An 18,196-nucleotide genomic window follows, 5' to 3' on the forward strand; every position below is an offset into this window, starting at 1 on the left:
ATTATGCTCACACTGACCTGCCTGGGCGGCGCCGGTACCGTCACCGGCTCCAAGCACCTGCTAAGCCACGCCGACACCCGCCTGCTGATCGATTGCGGCCTGTTCCAGGGCCTGAAGAACCTGCGGGAACTCAACTGGCAGCGCTTGCCCCTGTCACCGGCCGACATCGATGCGGTGGTGCTGACGCATGCCCACCTCGATCATTGCGGCTACCTGCCGCGGCTGGTGGCCGAGGGCTTCAAGGGCAAGATCCACGCCACGCCCGCGACCCGCGACGTCGCGGAGCTGATCCTGCTGGACAGCGCCAACCTGCAGGAAAAGGATGCGGACTTCGCCAACCGCAAGGGCTTTTCCAAGCACAAACCCGCGTTGCCGCTTTACCGCGTGATCGACGCCCAGCGCGCGCTGACGCGCTTTGCCGACGTGGCGCTGCACCAGGAGACCGCCCTGCCCGGCGGCGCGACGCTGACCTTGCGCCGCGCCGGCCACATCCTGGGCGCGGCCACCGCACAGATCGACATCGGCGGCACGCGCGTGGTGTTCTCCGGCGACCTGGGCCGCTACGACGATCCGGTGATGCACGATCCCGAACCCGTGCCGCGCGCCGACTACATCGTCATCGAGTCCACCTACGGCAACCGGCGCCATGATCCCGCCGATCCGGTCGAAACCCTGGCCGCCGTCATCGAACGCACCGTGCAGCGCGGCGGCACGGTGGTCATCCCGGCCTTCGCCGTGGGGCGGGCGCAGACCCTGATCCACGCACTGTGGACGCTGCGCCAGGCCGGCCGGCTGCGGAACGTCCCGGTCTATCTGGACAGCCCCATGGCGACCAGCGCCACAGAACTGCTGGACCGCCATGCAGGGGAACACAAGCTGTCCCCGCGCGAGTACGAAGCCGCCTGCGCCGCCGTGACCTATGTGCGCGATGTCGAGGAATCCAAGGCGCTGTCGGCCAACCGTTACCCCAAGGTCATCATCTCGGCCAGCGGCATGGCCACGGGCGGGCGGGTGCTGCACCACATCGCCGCCTTTGGCACCGACCACCGCAACACCCTGCTCTTTTCCGGCTTCCAGGCAGCCGGCACGCGCGGCCGCAAGCTGCTCGACGGCGCCACCGAAACCAAGATCTACGGCCAGTGGACGCCCATCAACGCCGAAGTCGCCGAACTGCCCATGCTGTCGGCCCACGCCGACAGCGATGAACTGATGCGCTGGCTGTCCGGCTTTCAAGAAGCGCCGCGGCGCGTCTTCATCGTCCATGGCGAACCCGAGGCCTCCGAGGCCCTGCGCGAACGCATCGAGCGCGAACTCAGCTGGCACGCCACCGTGCCGCTGCAGGACCACAGATATGAACTGTGAGCAGCGTCCCCGGCTGAAACTGCGCGCCAGGCCGGGGATATCGTCACGAATGCCGCCTGATGCCCGCCCCGTCAAAACTCCATCGAGGCGGAAAGCATGAAGGTGCGCGGCGCGCCCAGGGCCAGGCTCGACAATTGCGGCATGCCCCAATAGGCCTTGTTCGTCAGATTGTTGACGGCGGCTCGCAGCACGATCGGGCGGTCGGCCACTCTGGTGGCGTAGCGCGCGCCCACGTCGTAGGTCGTCCGTCCCGCCACCGACAGCGAGTTGTCGGCGCTGATGTACTGCTTGGAAACGGAGGTCGCATTGGCCGTCAGCGTCAGGCCTTGCAGCGCCGGCACATCCCATTCCACGCCCAGCTTGCCCTGGAGCTTGGGAACGCCGGTGGCCTGCTTGCCTTCGTTGGCGGCGACGGCGGTTTTGGTCACCTTGGGATTGATGTACGCGACCCCGCCCATCAGCCGCAAGCCACGCATCGGCTCGCCGAAGAAGCCCCATTCCACGCCCTGGTTGCGCTGCTCGCCGCCAAACGAGAACACGTTGGTGACGGGGTCCGTATAGCTGCTGGGCCGCTTTATCTCGAACAGGCTGACGGTATGGGTGAAATCCCCCAGATCGACCTTGATGCCGAGCTCCGTCTGCTTGGTCTTGTAGGGCGGGAACAGCTCCCCGGCGTTGGCGGCGGTGACTGGTGCGGTCTGGCCCTTGCTCAAGCCTTCGATGTAGTTGGCGTACACGGAGATGTTGTCGGTTGCCTTGATCAGCAGCGCGGCGGCGGGCGTGGTCGCGCTGGCATCGTAGCGGCTGGTCCGCGCCCCGGTCGCGACACTGTAGTTATCGGTACGCACTTCCTGCCGCCGCGCGCCCAGCGTCAGTTGCACCCGGTCCTCCGCGAAGGACAAAGTATCCGCCAGGCCGTAGCTGACCAGACGGGTCTTGCTATGCAGGATCGGCGGCCAACTGGTGGCCGGCGCCGGCCCCCAGACCGGGTTGTAGATGTTGGTGACCCAGTCCGCCCCAGGCACCGTCCGGCGGCCGTAGTCGCGCTGGTTGTCCGAGTAGTACGTGGCATTCAGCACCCACTGGTGCTTGACGCCGCCAGTCTGCAGCTTGCCCCGCAAGCCGGCCTCTCCCGACGTTTTCTTCACGTTCATGTTCAGCTGGCCCATCGAGGTGCGATAGTCGCCCGCCTCGTTGAACACCTGCGCCACCATGGCGCCGTTGTAGGTGTACTCGGACCGGCTCGTGCCCACCGCTGCGTAGGCCATCAACTTGTCGCTGACGTCGAATTCGCCACGGATCATGGCCGCCTTGTCCTGGTTCTTCACGTAGGCCCAATCCGGATTCAGCAGCGTTTCGGGCTTGGGCGGCTTGGGCACGCCTATGCCCGGCGCCAGGTTGATGCCTCGGGTCACGCCGTCCACACGCTCATCGCTGTCATACATATCGATGGAAACGCGCGCGCGTTCGCCGCGCCAGTCCAGGCCCAACGCGGCCAGTTGCGCCTTTTTTTTCTGGTGATCGACTGCGCCATCGCCATCTCTGTACATGCCGTTAAAGCGCACGCCAAACTGCTGGTTCTCGCCGAAACGCCTTCCCAGGTCTATGTGCCCGCCGAACTGCGAATCCGACATGTAGGTGGTGGTCAGGCGCGTCAGAGGCTCCGCGCCTGCGCGCTTGGGCACCAGGTTGACGGTGCCGCCTACGGAACCGCCGGGCGGCATGCCGTTCAGCAATGCGGACGGCCCTTTCAGGACTTCGATGCGCTCGAACATTTCCGGCGAGGTCCGGTAGTACGGCGCCATGCCGAACAGTCCGCCAAATGAAATATCAGTGGTGCTGGAGCTGAAGCCGCGGATCGAGTAGTTCTCGCTCCAGGCGCCGGTCACGCCGTTGCTGAACACCGAAGGATCGGTCCTGGCGATCACATCGGTGATGTCCTGGGCTTGCAGGTCCTCGATGTACTTCTCCGTGTAGCTGATGACGGAGAACGGCGTATCCATGAAATCGCGGTCGCCCAGAAAGCCCGCGCGGCCGCCATAGGTCACCTGCCCGCCGGCGTAGGGCGTGGCCGGCGCATCGGCCTGGCCCGTCACCGTCACGGCCGGCAGCGTTTTCACCCCGGCCTCGACAGCCTGTTGGGCCCATGCTGCCGGAGCAGCGCCCAGGGTCAGTCCGAACAATGCCGCGGTCAGATGGTTGAGGGAAAAGACGGGGATTGCGTGCCTGGCGTGCAAGGAAGGACGTGCGACGCGGCCGCTATGGCGACGTTTGCTCATGGAATGCTCCGTTCAGTTGAGCTTTGGGTCGCCTTCGACATCAGGCGACTGGGAATCATTTACATATGAACCGGCAACTTGCCCCGATCCGTGGACGACCTCAGTTCTGGTAGGCCTTGATGACGTCGTCGATCATGAGCTTCAGCGAGTTCACGCTGGCGGCCATGACGTACCAGGCTTGCGCATCGGCGAAGACCACCCGGCCGTGCTGGAAGGCGGCGGTCTGGCGCAAGAGCGGATTGGTCAAGGTCTCGGCGTTCAAGGTGGGTCCGCGCTCCATCACCGCGGTGCGATCCACCACGTAGAGGATGTCGGGATTGGCCTGCTGGATGAACTCGCTGGAGATGGGCTGGCCGTGCAGGCCGGCCTCGGCGGTGGGGCTGGCGGGCTTCACGCCCAGGGCCTTGAAAATGAAGCCGTAGCGCGACTGCATGCCGAATGAACTGAACGCGCCGTTGTTATGCAGCACGATGAGCGCTCTTTCGGGACGGTCCTGGATGAGGCGCTTCGCCTCCTGGACCTTGGCGTCGAGTTCGGCGGACTTGTCGCGAGCCAGGCTTTCCTTTTCAAAGATCCGCCCCAGCGTCATGAGGTGGTCCTTGATGATCTCGATGTGATTGGCCTCGCTGTCCCGGTAGTCCACGTCGAAGTGGATCGTCGGGGCGATCTCGCTCAATTCCTTGTAGTGGTTGGCCTGCAGCGAGGTGATCAGGATCAGGTCTGGCTTGGCTGCGTGCACCCGTTCCAGATTGGGCTGGACGATAGCGCCCACGTCCAGCACGTCCGGCGCATCCTTGTACTTGGCAAGAAAATTCGGCACGAAGTCCTTCGGCATGCCGGCGACCGGCACGCCCAACTGGTCGAGGAAGTCCACCTCGTTCATATCCAGGGCCACCACGCGCTGTGGCAACTTGTTGATTACGGTGGTCCCCAGCTTGTGCTGTACCGTGACGGTTTCGTAGGCGCGCTGCGGCGATGGGCTGGCGGCGGCTGGCTGTGCCGCCGCCTTCGGCGATTCGGCCGCTTCCTGGCCGCAGCCCTGCATCGCGGCCGCCGCGGCGGCCAGCAGGGCAAGCGCCCATGCCCGGCGTCCGTGCTTGAGGATCATGTCAGTTCTCCTGATGGATTGAAGTAGTTGCACAGACGTCCGCGCGCGCCTTGCGTGATTTCGAAGTCCAGCCCATAGAGCTCGCGCAGCCGCTCCTCGGTCACGACCTGCGCCACGCTGCCGGCGCTATGCACCGACCCGCCCTTCATCGCGACGATGTGGTCGGAATAGCTGGCCGCGAAATTGATGTCGTGCACCACCAGGATCACGGTGCGGCCGTGCTCGTCGCACAGGCGGCGCAAGGCGCGCATGATCTGGACCGCATGCTTGATGTCGAGGTTGTTGAGCGGTTCGTCCAGCAGCAGACAATCCGTCTGCTGGGCGATGGTCATCGCCAGGAACGCCATCTGCCGCTGCCCCCCGCTGAGTTCGTCGAGATAAGACTCGCGCAGCGGCTCCAGCGAGAGAAAGGCGATGGCCTCCTCGATCAGGCGGCGGTCCTGCTGCGTCAAGGCGCCGCGGCTGTAGGGAAATCGTCCGAAGGCAACGAGCTCTTCCACCGTCAGGCGCAGATTGAAGTCCGGCGACTGGCGCAGGGTGGCGACACGCTTGGCGTAATCGCCGATGCGGATATCCGACACCCTTGCGCCCTCGATCAGGACCTCGCCCTGACTGGGTTCCAGCAGGCGGGCAGCCATCATCAGCAAGGTCGTCTTGCCCGCGCCGTTGGGACCGATTAGCGAGGTCAGCCGCCCAGCAGGAAACTGCAGGTTCACATCGCGCAGCACGGTCTTCGGACCATAGTTTTTCGAGAGATTCCGGATCGTGATCATGCCGTTCCCCGCGAGCGCGCCATCAGCGCCAGGAACCACGCGCCGCACACCAGGTTGACCAGGATGCCTACGCTGGTCCGGTAGTTGAAGAGATGTTCGACCGCAAGCTGGGCCAGGATGAAGATGGCGATGGCGATGGCGCAGCCTGTGGACAACGTGGCCCGGTGCCGGCGCGTACGCGTCAAGGCATAGGCCATGTTGGCGACGAAGATGCCCATGAACGCCGTGGGTCCGAGCAGGCTGGTCGACACGGCGACCAGCACCGCGATCAGCGCCAGATGCCGTCGCAAAACGCGCTGATAGTCCACACCCAGGGAAACGGCCTGGTCGCGCCCCAGGGAGATCACGTCCAGCGTCGGCAAGCTCTTGACGCCCGCCAGGCACACGCCCGCGACGATGAGGGCGGACACGAGCAGTTGCCCGGGCTCTGCCTTGTTGAAAGAGGCCTGGGTAAAGCCCAGCAGCATGGAGAACTCGCCTGGACTGGTCTTCAGCTGCACGAACTGCGTGAAGGTGCCGATCACCATCGTCAGCACCAACCCCACCAGCAGCAGGAAGTACACGTTCTGCCTGCCGTCGCGGAACAGCCAGCGATGGATGATCCATGAGTAGGCCAGCATCAGCAGCACCGACAGGAAGAAGTTGCCGTTCGCGCCGAGCAGGGCCAGGCTCTGCGCTCCCATGGCCAGGATCATGAGGGACTGGAACAGCAGGTAGACAGCCTCGTATCCCATGATGGCCGGCGTCAGGATCCGGTTGCCGGCAAGGGTCTGGAACACGATGGACGACCAGGCAATGCAGACGCCGCCGATGAGCATGGCCGCCAAGCGCGCGAGCCGCTTGGGGATGATGTAGCCGAAGTCGAAGTTGGAGCGGAAGAACAGGAAAGCCAGGGCCAATGCAATGACCGCCATCCACACCGCTCGCCGGGAGGCTGCAAGCATCACCTGTGCCTCCAGAAGATCAGCAGGAGGAACAACACGCCTCCCACCCCGCCCGCGGTCAGGCCGATAGGCACTTCGAACGGGTAGATCAGCAGGCGGCCAAGGATGTCGCAGGCCAGCAGCAGCGAGGCGCCGCCCAGCGCCACGATGGGCAGGGTGCGGCCCAGGTTGTCGCCGTAGCGCAGCGCGACCAGATTCGGAATGACCAGTCCCACGAAAGGAATGGCGCCGACCGTGATCACCGTGGCGGACACGGTGACGGCCACCAGCAGCAGCCCCAGCGCCACGGTGGCTGGATAGTTCAGGCCCAGGCTTGCGGCCATGCCTTCGCCCATGCCGAGCACGGTGAAGCGGTGCGCGTACAGATAGGTCAGCGCGACGATGGGCAGGATCAGGTAGATGATCTCGTAGTTGCCCTGCACGATCTTGGAAAAATCGCCCAGCAGCCAGCCCTGCATGCTCTGCATGATGTTGTTGCGATAGGCGTAGAACTCCGCCATGGCGCTCAACACGCCGCCGTACATCAGGCCGATCACCGGCACCAGCACCGTGTTCTTGAATTTGACGCGGCGGACGATGGCGACGAACAGCAGGCTGGCCGCTAAGCAGAAGCCCAATGCGAACAGCATGCGGCCCGCCGTCCCGGCGGCGGGCATGAGCAGCATCGATGCCAGGATGCCGAGCTTGGCCGCGTCCAGTCCGCCCGAGGTTGCGGGTTCGACGAACTTGTTGCGCACGATGTGCTGGAGGATGACGCCGCAGACGGCCAGGCCGATGCCCGTCAGCACCACCGCCGTCAGACGCGGCAGCCGGCTCGCCGTCAGTGTCAGCCAGGCGTCGCCCGACAGCGAGAACAGCTGCGGCCATGCGATCTGGCGCGCGCCCACCAGCAGCGACGCGCCGCAAAGCACGATGAACAGGCCGAACAAGCTTGCGCGCATCAGGACCGCGCCCCGGCGATACGCCAGCCCTTGGCGGCTTGCCGCTGCGCCAGGAATTGCGCGTATCGCCCCTGGCGCGCGCGCAATGCCATGGGCGTGCCCTGCTCGACGACCCGCCCGTCCTCCAACACCACGATCTGGTCGGCCATCGCCACCGTGGAGAGCTGATGAGCGATCACCACCAGCGTGCACTGGCCGCGCAGCCGCGCCAGCGTCTCAGTGATGATGGCCTGATTCTCAGCGTCCAGCGCCGCGGTGGCCTCGTCGAGAAGCAGGATCGGCGCCTGGTTCAGCAGCGCGCGGGCGACGGCGATGCGCTGGCGCTCGCCGCCGGACAGGCGCGCACCGCCCTCGCCCACTGGCGTGTCCAGCCCTTGCGGCAAACGCTCGGCGATGCCCGCCAGGCCCGCCTGGTTGGCGGCCTGCATCAGTTCGGCATCGCTGCAGCCAGGCCTGCCGGCGCGGATGTTGTCGGCAATGGAGCCCGTGAACAGGTAGTTGTCCTGGAAGACCTGGCTGATCTGGCCTGCCAGCCGCGCACTGGAAATCTGCCGTACATCCACGCCGCCGACCAGCACGCCACCCTGGTTCGCGTCGAAGAAGCGCGCGATCAGCCGCGCCAACGTGGTCTTGCCGGAGCCGGATGCGCCGACCAGGGCGGTCATGCTGCCCGGTTCCACGCGCAGATCGACCCCGCGCAGCACCTCGGGCTGATCCTCGGCATAGCGGAAATGCACATCCCGCAGCTCGATCGACGCATCGCGCGGCTCCTGCGGCGCTGCGGGCTCCGGCAACGGTTGGACGGAGTACAGCGCGTCCACGGCGTCGAGTTGTCCGCGCGCGCCGCGCAGCACCTCGCCATAGCCGGCCACCTCCAGCAGCGCATCGATGTAGCGGACCGCCAGCAGCAGCGACACGATCGCGGCCACGATCTGTCCCGCCGCCAAGGGACTGCCCAGGATGCCGTCGATCCACCAGGCGGCGGCGATCAGCAGAACAGCGAAGACGGCCTGCACGGCCCAGACGTTGAGCACGGCCGCCCCGGCCGACAACCAGATCAGGCGCGCACCCGACTGGCGCTGCTGCTCGACGGCCTGTTCGAGCAGGCGCGTGCCGCCGCCCTCGCCATTGAAGGCGCGCAGCACCGACTGGGCCTGGGCAAACTCGACCATGCGTTGGCTGGCGTCGGCGAAGCGCCGCTGAAAGGCGTCATCGGCGCGCCGCGCCAACCTAGCCGTGAACTGCAGGACACCAGCCAGCAACGGCAGCGCCGCCAGGGCGATCAGTCCCAGCAGCCAGTGCTGCGTAAACAGGGCCACGACCAGCACCGCGGGCGTCACCACGCCGGCGATGACGGGAGTGAAGACGTGCGCCGGAAGCTGGGCCAGGGACATCATGCCCTGCGTCACGAGATGCCCGAGGCGCGCCGTGTTCGCCGCCGTGAACCAGCCCACCGGCAGGCTCGCCACATGGTCGCCGAGACGATGGCGGGCATCCTGCAGGATGGCGACGCCGACCCGCACGCCGGCCCGCTCCACATGGCGCCGCAAGCTCCAGCACAGCGCCACTCCGGCCAACAGCGCGGCCAGCCACGGCGCGGCCGCCCTCACGTTTCCTTCAAGCAGATGCGTGAGTAGCGGCACCAGCGCCGTAATCGTCAGTCCGCACAGCGCGCCGTAGGCGATGGCCATCCAGACGTAGCGGCGCAGGACGTACGCATCCTTGCCGAGCAGCAGCATGAAGGTCTTCAGCATGACGCCTCCTCGGTCGCTTCGGAGGATGCATAGCCGCCCCGCGCCCACAGCCGGGCATAGCAGCCGCCTTGCGCCAGCAATTGTTCATGCCTGCCTTGTTCGACGATGGTGCCGTCCTCGACCACGAGGATCCGGTCGGCGTGCATCACCGTGTCCAGCCGGTGTGCGATCACCATCACCGTGCGCCCCCGGGCGAAGCGCGACAGCGCGCCCTGGACCGCCATCTCGTTGCCGGCGTCGGCCGCCGCCGTGGCCTCGTCCAGCACCAGCACGGGAGGATCCAGCAGTACCGCGCGCGCGATGCTGGCGCGCTGGAGTTCGCCGCCGGAGAGCTGCGCGTCCTCGCCGATCACCGCATCGTAGCCACGCGGCAACGCCAGGATGCGTTCATGGATATTGGCGGTGCGCGCGGCGTCCTCGATCTCTTGCTGGGTGGCGGACGGCCGCCCCAGCGCGATGTTGTCGCGCACGCTGGCATGGATCAGACGCACCTCTTGCAGCACGAAGCCGATGCGCCGGTAGAGCTGCGCGCTCTCGATCCGCCGCAGGTCGGCGCCACCCAGCGTGATGCGCCCTTCATCGGGGTCGAAGAATCTCAGCAGCAGGCGCGCCAGGGTGGATTTGCCCGCGCCCGACGGACCGACGATGGCCGTGACCGTGCCGGGCTCCAGCGTGAAATTGATGTTGGACAGTGTCCGGCGTTCCCCGCCATAGGAGTAGCCCACGTTCTCGAACCGGACTTCATGGCCCTCGGGGATTTGCGCCTGCCCGGACGTCAGCGGTTCCAGCACGGGAGTCTCCAGCAGGGCCTGCACGCGCTGCGCCGCGCCCGCGGCGCTACCCAGGTCGTGCAGCAGCGTGTGCAGCAACAACAGCGGCGCGCATATTCCCGGCGCCACCAGCGCGAATGGCAGCAGGTCCACGGGCGCCATCCAGCCCAGGCCGACGAACAAAGTGCCAAAGCCCAATACCACGCCCAGCACCGTGACCGGCGCGATCATGGCGTGGGCATGGCCCATCGCCGCCACCAGCGGACGGGTAAAGCTGGCGAAGGCTTCGGCAAAGGCGTCGACGGCCTCGCGATAGCCGCGATGCGCCTTGCCCGCGTCGCCGAACGCCTTGACCACGGGAATGCCGCCCACGAACTCGACCGTTGCGCCGTTCAGGCGCCCAAGCCGCTCGACGAACTCCTGCATGTTCGCCCCTCCGGCCTTCATCGCCCGGCGCAGGAACAGGAAGAAACCGGGAAATGGCAACAGCGCCGCAAGCGCCATGTGCCAGTCCTGCGCGAACAGGTAAGCAACCGAAATGACGATGGCGCCCGCGGCGCGTCCCACTGCCGTATAAAAATGGGCGGTCAGGCTGTGCAGCGTGCCGATGTCGTCCTGCATCGCCTGCTTGACCTCGCCCGACGCCTTGCTGGTGAACCAGCCCAGCGGCACCTGGGACAGCCGCTGCGCCGCGGCCAGACGCAGGCGATGCGTAAGGCGGTTGTCGGCCAGATGGGCGGTCAGTTCGCCGGCCGAGATCAGCCCCATGCCCGCGAACATGCTCGCGACGCTGGCGATGACGGTCCATCCGATATCGGTCCAGGCTGGCGCAGATGCGGAGTCCCCGGCGCCGAGGCCGGCGAAGACGATTCTGGCGATGTGCGCAATCCCTGCCAGCGGCACCAACGTGAGCATGGTACCCACTGCGGCCAGCACAGCGGCTGCCATTAACTGCCCGCGTATGGGGGCCAGCACCAGGCCTAGCGGGCCGGGCTTTGCAGGCTTGGCCGCGGCTGCTTCAGAACTGCTCATGAAATCGAAGTGCTCAGATGTGGGTGATAATTATTTGCATCACTATAAACTAATTTCCGCAATTAGTTTCATTACCATAAACTAAATAAATCGGGCCGGGTTAAAGTGAGGGATGAATGACCCCACGGAACCAGGAACAGCCATGACACCGCCAGAGCGCCGCCCGGCGCGGGGACGCCCTCCCACCATCACCCGGGAGCGTATTGCCGACGCCGGCATTGCAATGGGCCTGCCGAACATCACCTTCGTCGGACTCGCGGCGGCGCTCGGCGTCAGCCATATGGCGCTGTACAAGCACGTGCCCAGCCTGGAAGAACTCAAGCGCCTGGTCGCCGAAGAGATCTTCAGCCGCTGGCAGATTCCGCAAGCCTGTAGCAACGAGCGCGGCGAATTGAAGCAGTACCTGACCCTGTTCGCCGCGTCCGTGCGGGACTTCGTCAAGGCGCATCCGGGCGTGACGCCCTATGTGATCCGCAGGCTGGCGGCCACCCCGTCCATGCTCGCGAAAATCACCGAGCAACAGCGCCATATCGCCGATGCCTACGGCATTTCCAGGGAGCAGTCCCGCATCCTGCTGGCGACCGTGGCCTTCCACGGCATGGCGGTCGCCGACACGGTGTATTCAGTCGCCGGGCTGGAGCCGGTGGTGGACGCGGAACGGGCGGCGGAAGAGTCCGAAATGGAAGGGGAACTGGATCAGGGCATGCAGGCGCTCATCATCGGCCTCTTGGCCATGCTGGAAGATGGCCCACGGCAAGCTGTTGCGGAACAGGCCAAAAAGCGTGTCCCTGCGCAACTGAAGCCATCGCGCGGTTGACCTGCGGCGCAGGCGTGGCTCCTGCTTTTAGATTTCCTAAATTCAAGATTGAGAAATGATCGCTGTACCCGGTCTCTTCCAGGAAGGAGAATTTCCAGACCGCAGCGAATCCTGAATATCTAGCCAATCTTGAATGAGCAAGCCCATGCTGAACCTATACACCGACAGTTCTCCGAACGGCTACAAGGCCACCATCGCCCTGGAGGAACTGGCACTTCCCTACCGCCTGCATCATGTGCGCATCGCGCAGGGCGAGCACCGCCAGCCGGAGTTTCTTGCGCTGAACCCGCATGGCCGCATCCCGGCCCTCACCGACGAAGACACCGGGGTCGTGCTGTTCGAGTCGGCGGCGATACTGCTGTACCTCGCCGAAAAAACCGGGAAGCTGCTGCCCGCGGACACCCAAGGCCGGTGGGAAGCGATCAAGTGGCTGCAATTCCATTCCAGTAGCGTCGGCCCCATCATCGGACAGCGCGTGAACTTCGAAGTGTTCGACAAGGCGCGCAATCCTGCCGCGCTGGAACGCTACCAACGCCTGACCGAAGATGCGCTCGCGGTGCTGGACCGCAGGCTGGCCGACCATTCCTATCTTGCTGGCGACACCTACTCCATCGCCGACATCGCGCATTTCGGCTGGAGCCATATCGCGCGCATCATCGACTTCGATTTCAGCCATCACCGGCATCTGAGCGCATGGCACGAACGCGTGGCGGCCCGGCCTGCGGTCGCCAAAGGCATCACCCTGCCTGCGCCGGCAACGGGCGCCTGAAAGCATCGAGGACTGTCGCAATGGATACCACTCACTCGCTCCATGACACGGCCGGAGCGTCGCACTTCGCCTTCTCCGCGCATCCCGGTTATCGGCGGATGTTCGCACCCGATCGCCTGACCCTGGGCATTTTCCTGCCGCTGCGCTTCTACGAAGGCAGCATGGCGGTCCTTGCGGGCCAGGCGGAACTGGTACGGCAGGTCGACCGGCAGGACTTTGCTGCCGTCTGGGTGCGCGACGTGCCCTTGTACTCCCCTTCCTTCGGAGATGCCGGCCAGGTCTTCGATCCGTTCACCTACCTGGCATTTCTGGCGGCGCAAACGAAGAAGATCGCCTTGGCGACGGGGAGCGCAATCTTTTCCCTGCGCCACCCCATCGATCTGGCCAAGGCGGCGAACACCATCGACCAACTGTCGGGCGGGCGGCTGGTGCTGGGGATCGCATCGGGCGACCGGCCAGTCGAGTTTCCCGCTTATGGGCTGAACCATGACGAGCGCGCAACGCGTTTCGCCGAAGCTGTCTCGTACTTCCGCCAGCTCATGCGCCCAGGACGCCTGGAGATCGATTCGTCGCTGGGGCGCTTCAGCCGCGCGGAATTCCTGCCCAAGCCCGCTGCGGGCGTCATTCCGCTCATCGTCACCGGTTCGTCGGGGCAGTCCTTGCCGTGGATTGCCGAGCACGCCGATGGCTGGCTGACCTATCCCGATGCCACGGATACCCCGATGGGACCACAGCGCCTGGGCGAAAAAATCCGCGCCTGGCGCGCGCTGATACCCGATGGCGGCTTCCGTCCGCACATGACCAACGAATGGCTGGACCTGGCCGACGACCCCGACCATCCGCGCACGCCCTTGCACAACGGCTTCGTGCTGCGCACCGGCAGGAAAGGCTTGATCGCGTTGCTGGAGGAATGGCAGGCGGCCGGGGTCAATCACGCCGCGATCGGCATCCAGTTCTCGCAACGGCCTGCCGCGGAAGTGCTGCAGGAACTGGCGGAGGAAGTGCTGCCGCATTTCCCCACGCATCAGGGGCCGGCGACCTTGCCGGATGCCTGGTAGCCCACGGAGGCCGCTACGCTATCCTTGACGGTTTTCATCCCGCACCCCGTCATGGCGCAGCCCTCCGCCCGCATCCTCGAAGGAACCATCGACCAGATCCGCCTCGCGGTGCCTCTGGTGCGGCACGATGCGTTCCTGCGCATCGGAACAGAAGCCGTGATCGCCGCCGGGCTGGAGGCGCCGCAGATCAACCAGCTGCAGCGCTTGCACCAACAGGGCATCCCCGTGCGCATGGGCGTGATGGACGGCGAAGAAGAGCAGGCGGTCTTCTCCTGGGCGGTTCCAGCGCGCGGAGATCCCATCCCGCCGCGCTACTACCAGACCCTGAAACGGCGCGGCTGGCGCGAGGCCGCCATCGGCGGCGCGATCGCCGCGGCGTTCGTATGGCTGGCGTGGCTGCTCGGCATCGCCAGCCTCACGCGCGTGTTCCTGATGGTCTTTTCGCTGGTCGTCGCCCTGGTGGCGCTGGTAGTGGCGGGGTCGGCCTTGCATGGCCTCTGGCATAACCGCCGCCACCGTCCGTTGATACTGGCGAGCGAGGCGCTCTTCGATCCCGAGCAACGGCCCGCAGCCGGCACGCCCGCCCCGCCGCCCAAGCCGCCACGCCTGGAGCCGCTATCGACGCAGGACGAAGGCGAACCGCCCATCGGACATGTGCGGGGCCATCTCGTCGGCCTCACGCATGAAATGCGCCAGGTCCACAAAGGTCCCAACTATGGCATCTACCGCTACGCCGTCAATGGCGAGAACTTTGTGATGATCGCCCAGGAAGCGTTCGGCGACGCGCTGCCCTTCCTGGCCGAGAACGACCGCGTCGAAATGGCGGTGCGCGCGGCCCCGGCCCACGACGGACAGCGCGTCGTCTATGCGCTGCGCAATCTTGAAGACGGCCGCTGCTATATGTGCCACCGCTACTACGGCGGCGAACAAGGCCGGGACACCCCCATCCGCGTAGGCATGAGCCAGCGCGCGCGCATGCTCAAGCTGATGGGCGCGCTGTTGCTGACCGCCTGGCTGTTCGTGGTCGGCCTGCAGTACTTCGCGGGATCGGACGATGGCTCGTTCCAGGACTTTCCCGAACTGGCGGTCTTCCTATTGGCGCTCTTCTTCGTCGTGTGGCTGGGCTTCGCCCTGCCCCTGCTGTGGCTGGACACGCGCTGGCGCATGGGCCGGCCCACCCGGCGCCAGCGTTTCACCCAGCGGGTCTACGCCATGCTGGATCTGGGCACGCCCCTCGCGCCATCGCGGCGCATTGAAGACGTATAGCGCGCACGCAGGCTTCAGTTGCCCAGCAGCTTCACGGTCTGCGGGTTGTAGCCGAAATACGCGCCGCCGCAGCCCGTATGGGCTTGCGCGGCGGCGGGCAGCCCGGTGGCGCGGACGGACAGTTCGCCGCGCACGCGGATCTCCCGATAGCGCTCGGCCGCCACCGTCTCATCGGGCAGGAAGTACAGGCGCACGCGCAACAGGCCCTTGCCCGGATCCTTGCTGCTCGCCGCGCTGAAGGCCGGCACATTAACCGTCGCCTCGCGCCAGGTCCCGGGCTGTTCCAGCGTCTGCCAACGCACCCGCAAGGGCTGCTCCAGATCAAGTAGTACCGGGCTGCCGCCACGCACCGGATCGCAAGGCCGCGACAACACGCTGCGCGTCGCGTACGAACCCATGTCGTAGGCCTGGCCGTTGATCTCCACCCTGGCGATGGTCTGCGGCGTCAGGTTCTGCAGGCCGAATATCGCCAACCCAGGCATCCCCGCCGACTCCATCCGCTCATCGGTCGTGCCGGCGAAGCGCGCGAGGCCAGGCGCAACCTCGACGTGGTCGGCATAGTGGTAGTAGTGATAGACCACCACCTCAGCCTCGCCCTGCGAGGACGCCGAGGGCAGCTTGCCCAGATCGGGATACGGCAGGCGCTTCAACGGCACGGACGCGCCCGGGCTTCCGTCCTGGCTGGAGTACACGTAGTGGTCCACGCCGTCCTTCAGGCGCGCGCCCTGGTAGGGGAAATTCTCGCTGGCCGCTGACCCCTGGTTCGGATAGCGGTGAAAGCGCGAAAACATGTATTGCACTGCCGACCCGGGCTCCAGGTACGGCGACGAGCCGGAAGACAAGCTTCCGCCGCGCCTGTCCGTCCAGATGGTGCGCCCGCTCAGATTGACGTGGACCTCATCGATCGCGGGGTGAGACGCCCGAAAGCGGTCGTACCGGCCCTGCTCGATGGAGTCGCTGACGGGCACGATGGCCAGGGCAAGCACCGCAGGCAGGAACATCAAGCCATGGACACGCCCCGGCACCTGGCCCTTGTCGCGCACCATGTACACGATCCAGCAAAGCGCCAACACCACGGCCAGCGGCCCGCCGAACAACACGCCATAGCTCAGCAGCGCCTGCGCGCCCCAACCGAGATTGGGGGTGGAAACGAACACGACGCCCAGGAATGCCAGCAGTCCCGCCAGCAGGAGGGAAACCGCGATGCCGAACCAGTAATCCCGGATCTTCTTCAAGTGGATCGTCCTCGTCAGTTGCGGCCTGGCAGCGCTGCGCCGCTACGCTGGCCGTCTATTTGCCCTTGCGCAGCGACAGCGGCACGCCCCAGACCGGGTCTTCCATACCCTGCTTGCCCAGCGGCGTGATCTGCATCGGTATCATCGTCGACAGGAGTTTACGGTGCTCATCGCTCACGTTCGCAAGCCGCTCGATGTACTTCTGCGTGAACTCCATGGGCGCCGGGCGAGTGTAGACGGTCAGGTCTTCAAGCGGGCATTCGATCATCTTGGGATCGACCGCGCGGCAGGCGGATTGCCGGTACTTGTAGCTAGGCGTCTTCAAATGCATACGCTGGCTCAGCACCAGTTGGCCGCCCTTGAGCGTGAAGCTTGCCAGCGCCTGCTGCGGCGGGATGCGGGCCTGCACCTTGATCGCCGGAATGTCGCGGGAATCGGTCTGTTCGACGTAGCCCGCCGCACCGAGCTGCGTGGTCTCGCTGTACTGCTGCTCGCCCCAGCTCACGCAGGCGCCCGAAGCCATGTGCACGGCGGTGCAGACCTTGCGCGTCTTGGTTTCGGTGCCGTAGGTAGCGTCGCGCCAGTTGGTTTCCCGGTAAAACTCGCGGTAGAGCTCGGGCGACAGATAGGCAGTGCCGTTGGCGCCGCGGCCAGAACCCACCTTGCCGCCCGGAGCGCCGACCTGCTCAAGCAGCGCATTCAGCTTGTAGTCGTCGCCGCCGGTCAGCAGGTATTTGCCGGGCGGCAGGATATGCACCTCGAAAGCCTGGAACAGATAAGTCGCGTTCTTGTCCCGCTGCAGCGCATTGGTCTCGAAACGGCGGCTGAAGGTGATCCGCGGGTCCTTTTCGAACATCCAGATGACGTGCGAGGTCCACTTGGTCATTTCCAACGCGTCGCCCAGCGAACGATGCGGCATGATGTCGGCCACCAGCACCACGGCCATATCGTCCTTCAGCGCCGCGTCTATCAGGTCCAGCAGCTGGGCATAGCGCGGATCGTTCCTGGTGCCCTCGGCGCTCAGGAACGGGTGCTGCGCGCAGCCCGACAGGGCCAGCGTGAGCGTCAGGGCGGACAGGGCAAGTCGCGGGCGCGTCAGGGTCATGGAGTGGTCCTTGATGTAAGCGGTATCGGTCTGTTGAGCGCGGATACTACTGGCTCGGGGCCGGACCGCAATCCTTGCGTGACGGCTGAAACACGCCCTGGCCGGAGCTGGTCCAGCGCGCCGCGGACTCACTCAAGCACCCGGCCATGAATCTCGGCGGCGAGCCCAGCAACGGCGCGGGCTGCGAACCCGCGCCGCCCAGCCGCCAGGCGTGGGCACCCTGATCGCTGACACAAAGGGTTTGAAATTATTTGTTGCGATTGTTTCCCGTCTCGGCGACGCTAGGCGTCGTCCATAGCGATTCCGCCCGGAGACCCCCCATGTCGCTCGCGCTTTACGGCCATCCCTTTTCCTCCTACACGCAGAAGGTGTTGATCGCCCTGTACGAAAACGGCACCCCGTTCGAGTTCCGATGCATCGGCCCCGACACGCCGCAACACGCGGCCGAATGGCTGCGGCGCTGGCCTCTGCACAAGTTTCCGCTGCTGGAAGACGGGGACCGCAACGTCGCCGAGACCAGCATCATCATCGAGCACCTGCAGCTGGAGCATCCCGGTCCGCAGCGCCTGCTGCCCGCCGATCCCAAGGCCGCCCTGGAAGTGCGCTTCCTGGATCGCTTCTTCGACCTGCACGTCATGAACTGGACGCAGCATGCGGTCGGCGGCGCGCTGTCTGGCGACGAGGCCAAGCGCCGGGAAACGTTGGCGCTGGCCGTGGAAAAACTGGAAGTCGCCTACGCCTGGCTGGAAACGCATCTGGCCGGCAGGACCTGGGCGACTGGCGAGGACTTCACGCTGGCGGACTGCGCCGCCGCGCCGTCGCTGTTCTATGGCGACTGGACGCACCGGATCGCCGAGGCGTATCCGGTGTTGCGCGCGTATCGGGCGCGCCTGCTGGCGCGTCCGTCGTTCGCGCGGGCCGTGGAAGAAGCGCGGCCATACCGGCCGCTGTTCCCGCTGGGCGCGCCGGACCGGGACTGATTC

Annotated in this window: 15 protein-coding genes; 6 read left to right on the plus strand and 9 right to left on the minus strand. The window is 65.8% G+C overall.

Translation table 11 applies throughout. The features are described from left to right. Positions 1-3: 3 nt before the first annotated feature. Positions 4-1,362, plus strand: a complete 1,359-nt coding sequence (locus AC6LKD_RS00480) for an MBL fold metallo-hydrolase RNA specificity domain-containing protein (protein WP_498114710.1) — start codon at positions 4-6, stop codon at positions 1,360-1,362. 71 nt (positions 1,363-1,433) lie between these two features. Here AC6LKD_RS00480 and AC6LKD_RS00485 read toward each other — a convergent pair whose 3' ends face one another. The 7 genes from AC6LKD_RS00485 to AC6LKD_RS00515 all read right to left on the minus strand — a co-directional run bounded on the left by AC6LKD_RS00485 (position 1,434) and on the right by AC6LKD_RS00515 (position 10,963). After that, positions 1,434-3,641 (minus strand): TonB-dependent receptor, encoded by a 2,208-nt coding sequence (locus AC6LKD_RS00485; RefSeq protein WP_498114711.1) that lies wholly within the window; start codon positions 3,639-3,641, stop codon positions 1,434-1,436. A gap of 100 nt (positions 3,642-3,741) precedes the next feature. After that, on the minus strand, positions 3,742-4,749 hold the full coding sequence (locus AC6LKD_RS00490; RefSeq protein WP_498114712.1) for a siderophore ABC transporter substrate-binding protein: 1,008 nt from the start codon (positions 4,747-4,749) through the stop codon (positions 3,742-3,744). After that, positions 4,746-5,522: an iron ABC transporter ATP-binding protein gene (locus AC6LKD_RS00495; protein ID WP_498114713.1), complete on the minus strand. Its 777-nt coding sequence runs from the start codon at positions 5,520-5,522 to the stop codon at positions 4,746-4,748. Before AC6LKD_RS00495 ends, AC6LKD_RS00490 begins: the two co-directional genes overlap by 4 nt. Further along, a complete protein-coding gene (locus tag AC6LKD_RS00500; RefSeq protein WP_013396061.1) occupies positions 5,519-6,466 on the minus strand; it encodes an iron chelate uptake ABC transporter family permease subunit in 948 nt (315 codons plus the stop codon). The genes AC6LKD_RS00495 and AC6LKD_RS00500 overlap by 4 nt, the downstream gene beginning before the upstream one ends. After that, the gene (locus tag AC6LKD_RS00505; RefSeq protein ID WP_498114714.1) at positions 6,466-7,407 is read right to left on the minus strand and encodes an ABC transporter permease; all 942 of its coding nucleotides are present in this window, start codon (positions 7,405-7,407) and stop codon (positions 6,466-6,468) included. Before AC6LKD_RS00505 ends, AC6LKD_RS00500 begins: the two co-directional genes overlap by 1 nt. Further along, the gene (locus tag AC6LKD_RS00510) at positions 7,407-9,161 is read right to left on the minus strand and encodes an ABC transporter ATP-binding protein (protein WP_498114715.1); all 1,755 of its coding nucleotides are present in this window, start codon (positions 9,159-9,161) and stop codon (positions 7,407-7,409) included. The genes AC6LKD_RS00505 and AC6LKD_RS00510 overlap by 1 nt, the downstream gene beginning before the upstream one ends. Continuing rightward, entirely contained in the window at positions 9,155-10,963 is a 1,809-nt protein-coding gene (locus AC6LKD_RS00515) for an ABC transporter ATP-binding protein (RefSeq protein ID WP_498114716.1), read from the minus strand. The genes AC6LKD_RS00510 and AC6LKD_RS00515 overlap by 7 nt, the downstream gene beginning before the upstream one ends. Before the next feature lie 142 nt (positions 10,964-11,105). On the opposite strand from AC6LKD_RS00515, the gene AC6LKD_RS00520 reads away from it, so the two are divergent. From AC6LKD_RS00520 to AC6LKD_RS00535, 4 genes are all read left to right on the plus strand, one after another. Next, complete coding sequence (locus tag AC6LKD_RS00520) at positions 11,106-11,780, plus strand: TetR/AcrR family transcriptional regulator (protein ID WP_498114717.1); 675 nt, start codon at positions 11,106-11,108, stop codon at positions 11,778-11,780. A 145-nt stretch (positions 11,781-11,925) separates the two neighbouring features. Then, entirely contained in the window at positions 11,926-12,549 is a 624-nt protein-coding gene (locus AC6LKD_RS00525) for a glutathione S-transferase family protein (RefSeq protein ID WP_041654320.1), read from the plus strand. Between the two features lie 98 nt (positions 12,550-12,647). Next, a complete protein-coding gene (locus AC6LKD_RS00530) occupies positions 12,648-13,607 on the plus strand; it encodes an LLM class oxidoreductase (protein WP_498114801.1) in 960 nt (319 codons plus the stop codon). A 51-nt stretch (positions 13,608-13,658) separates the two neighbouring features. Then, positions 13,659-14,873, plus strand: coding sequence for a hypothetical protein (locus AC6LKD_RS00535; RefSeq protein ID WP_498114718.1), 1,215 nt, complete (start codon positions 13,659-13,661; stop codon positions 14,871-14,873). Positions 14,874-14,887: 14 nt separating this feature from the next. Here AC6LKD_RS00535 and AC6LKD_RS00540 read toward each other — a convergent pair whose 3' ends face one another. Next, positions 14,888-16,108 carry a hypothetical protein gene (locus AC6LKD_RS00540; protein WP_498114719.1) on the minus strand — a complete coding sequence of 407 codons (1,221 nt, stop codon included), beginning with the start codon at positions 16,106-16,108 and terminating at the stop codon, positions 14,888-14,890. A 55-nt stretch (positions 16,109-16,163) separates the two neighbouring features. Continuing rightward, positions 16,164-17,213, minus strand: coding sequence for a hypothetical protein (locus tag AC6LKD_RS00545; protein WP_013396070.1), 1,050 nt, complete (start codon positions 17,211-17,213; stop codon positions 16,164-16,166). A 320-nt stretch (positions 17,214-17,533) separates the two neighbouring features. Between AC6LKD_RS00545 and AC6LKD_RS00550 the strand changes: the two genes are divergently transcribed. After that, positions 17,534-18,193 (plus strand): glutathione S-transferase family protein, encoded by a 660-nt coding sequence (locus AC6LKD_RS00550; protein WP_013396071.1) that lies wholly within the window; start codon positions 17,534-17,536, stop codon positions 18,191-18,193. Positions 18,194-18,196: the final 3 nt, after the last annotated feature.

The organism is Achromobacter sp. D7-1, assembly GCF_059760445.1.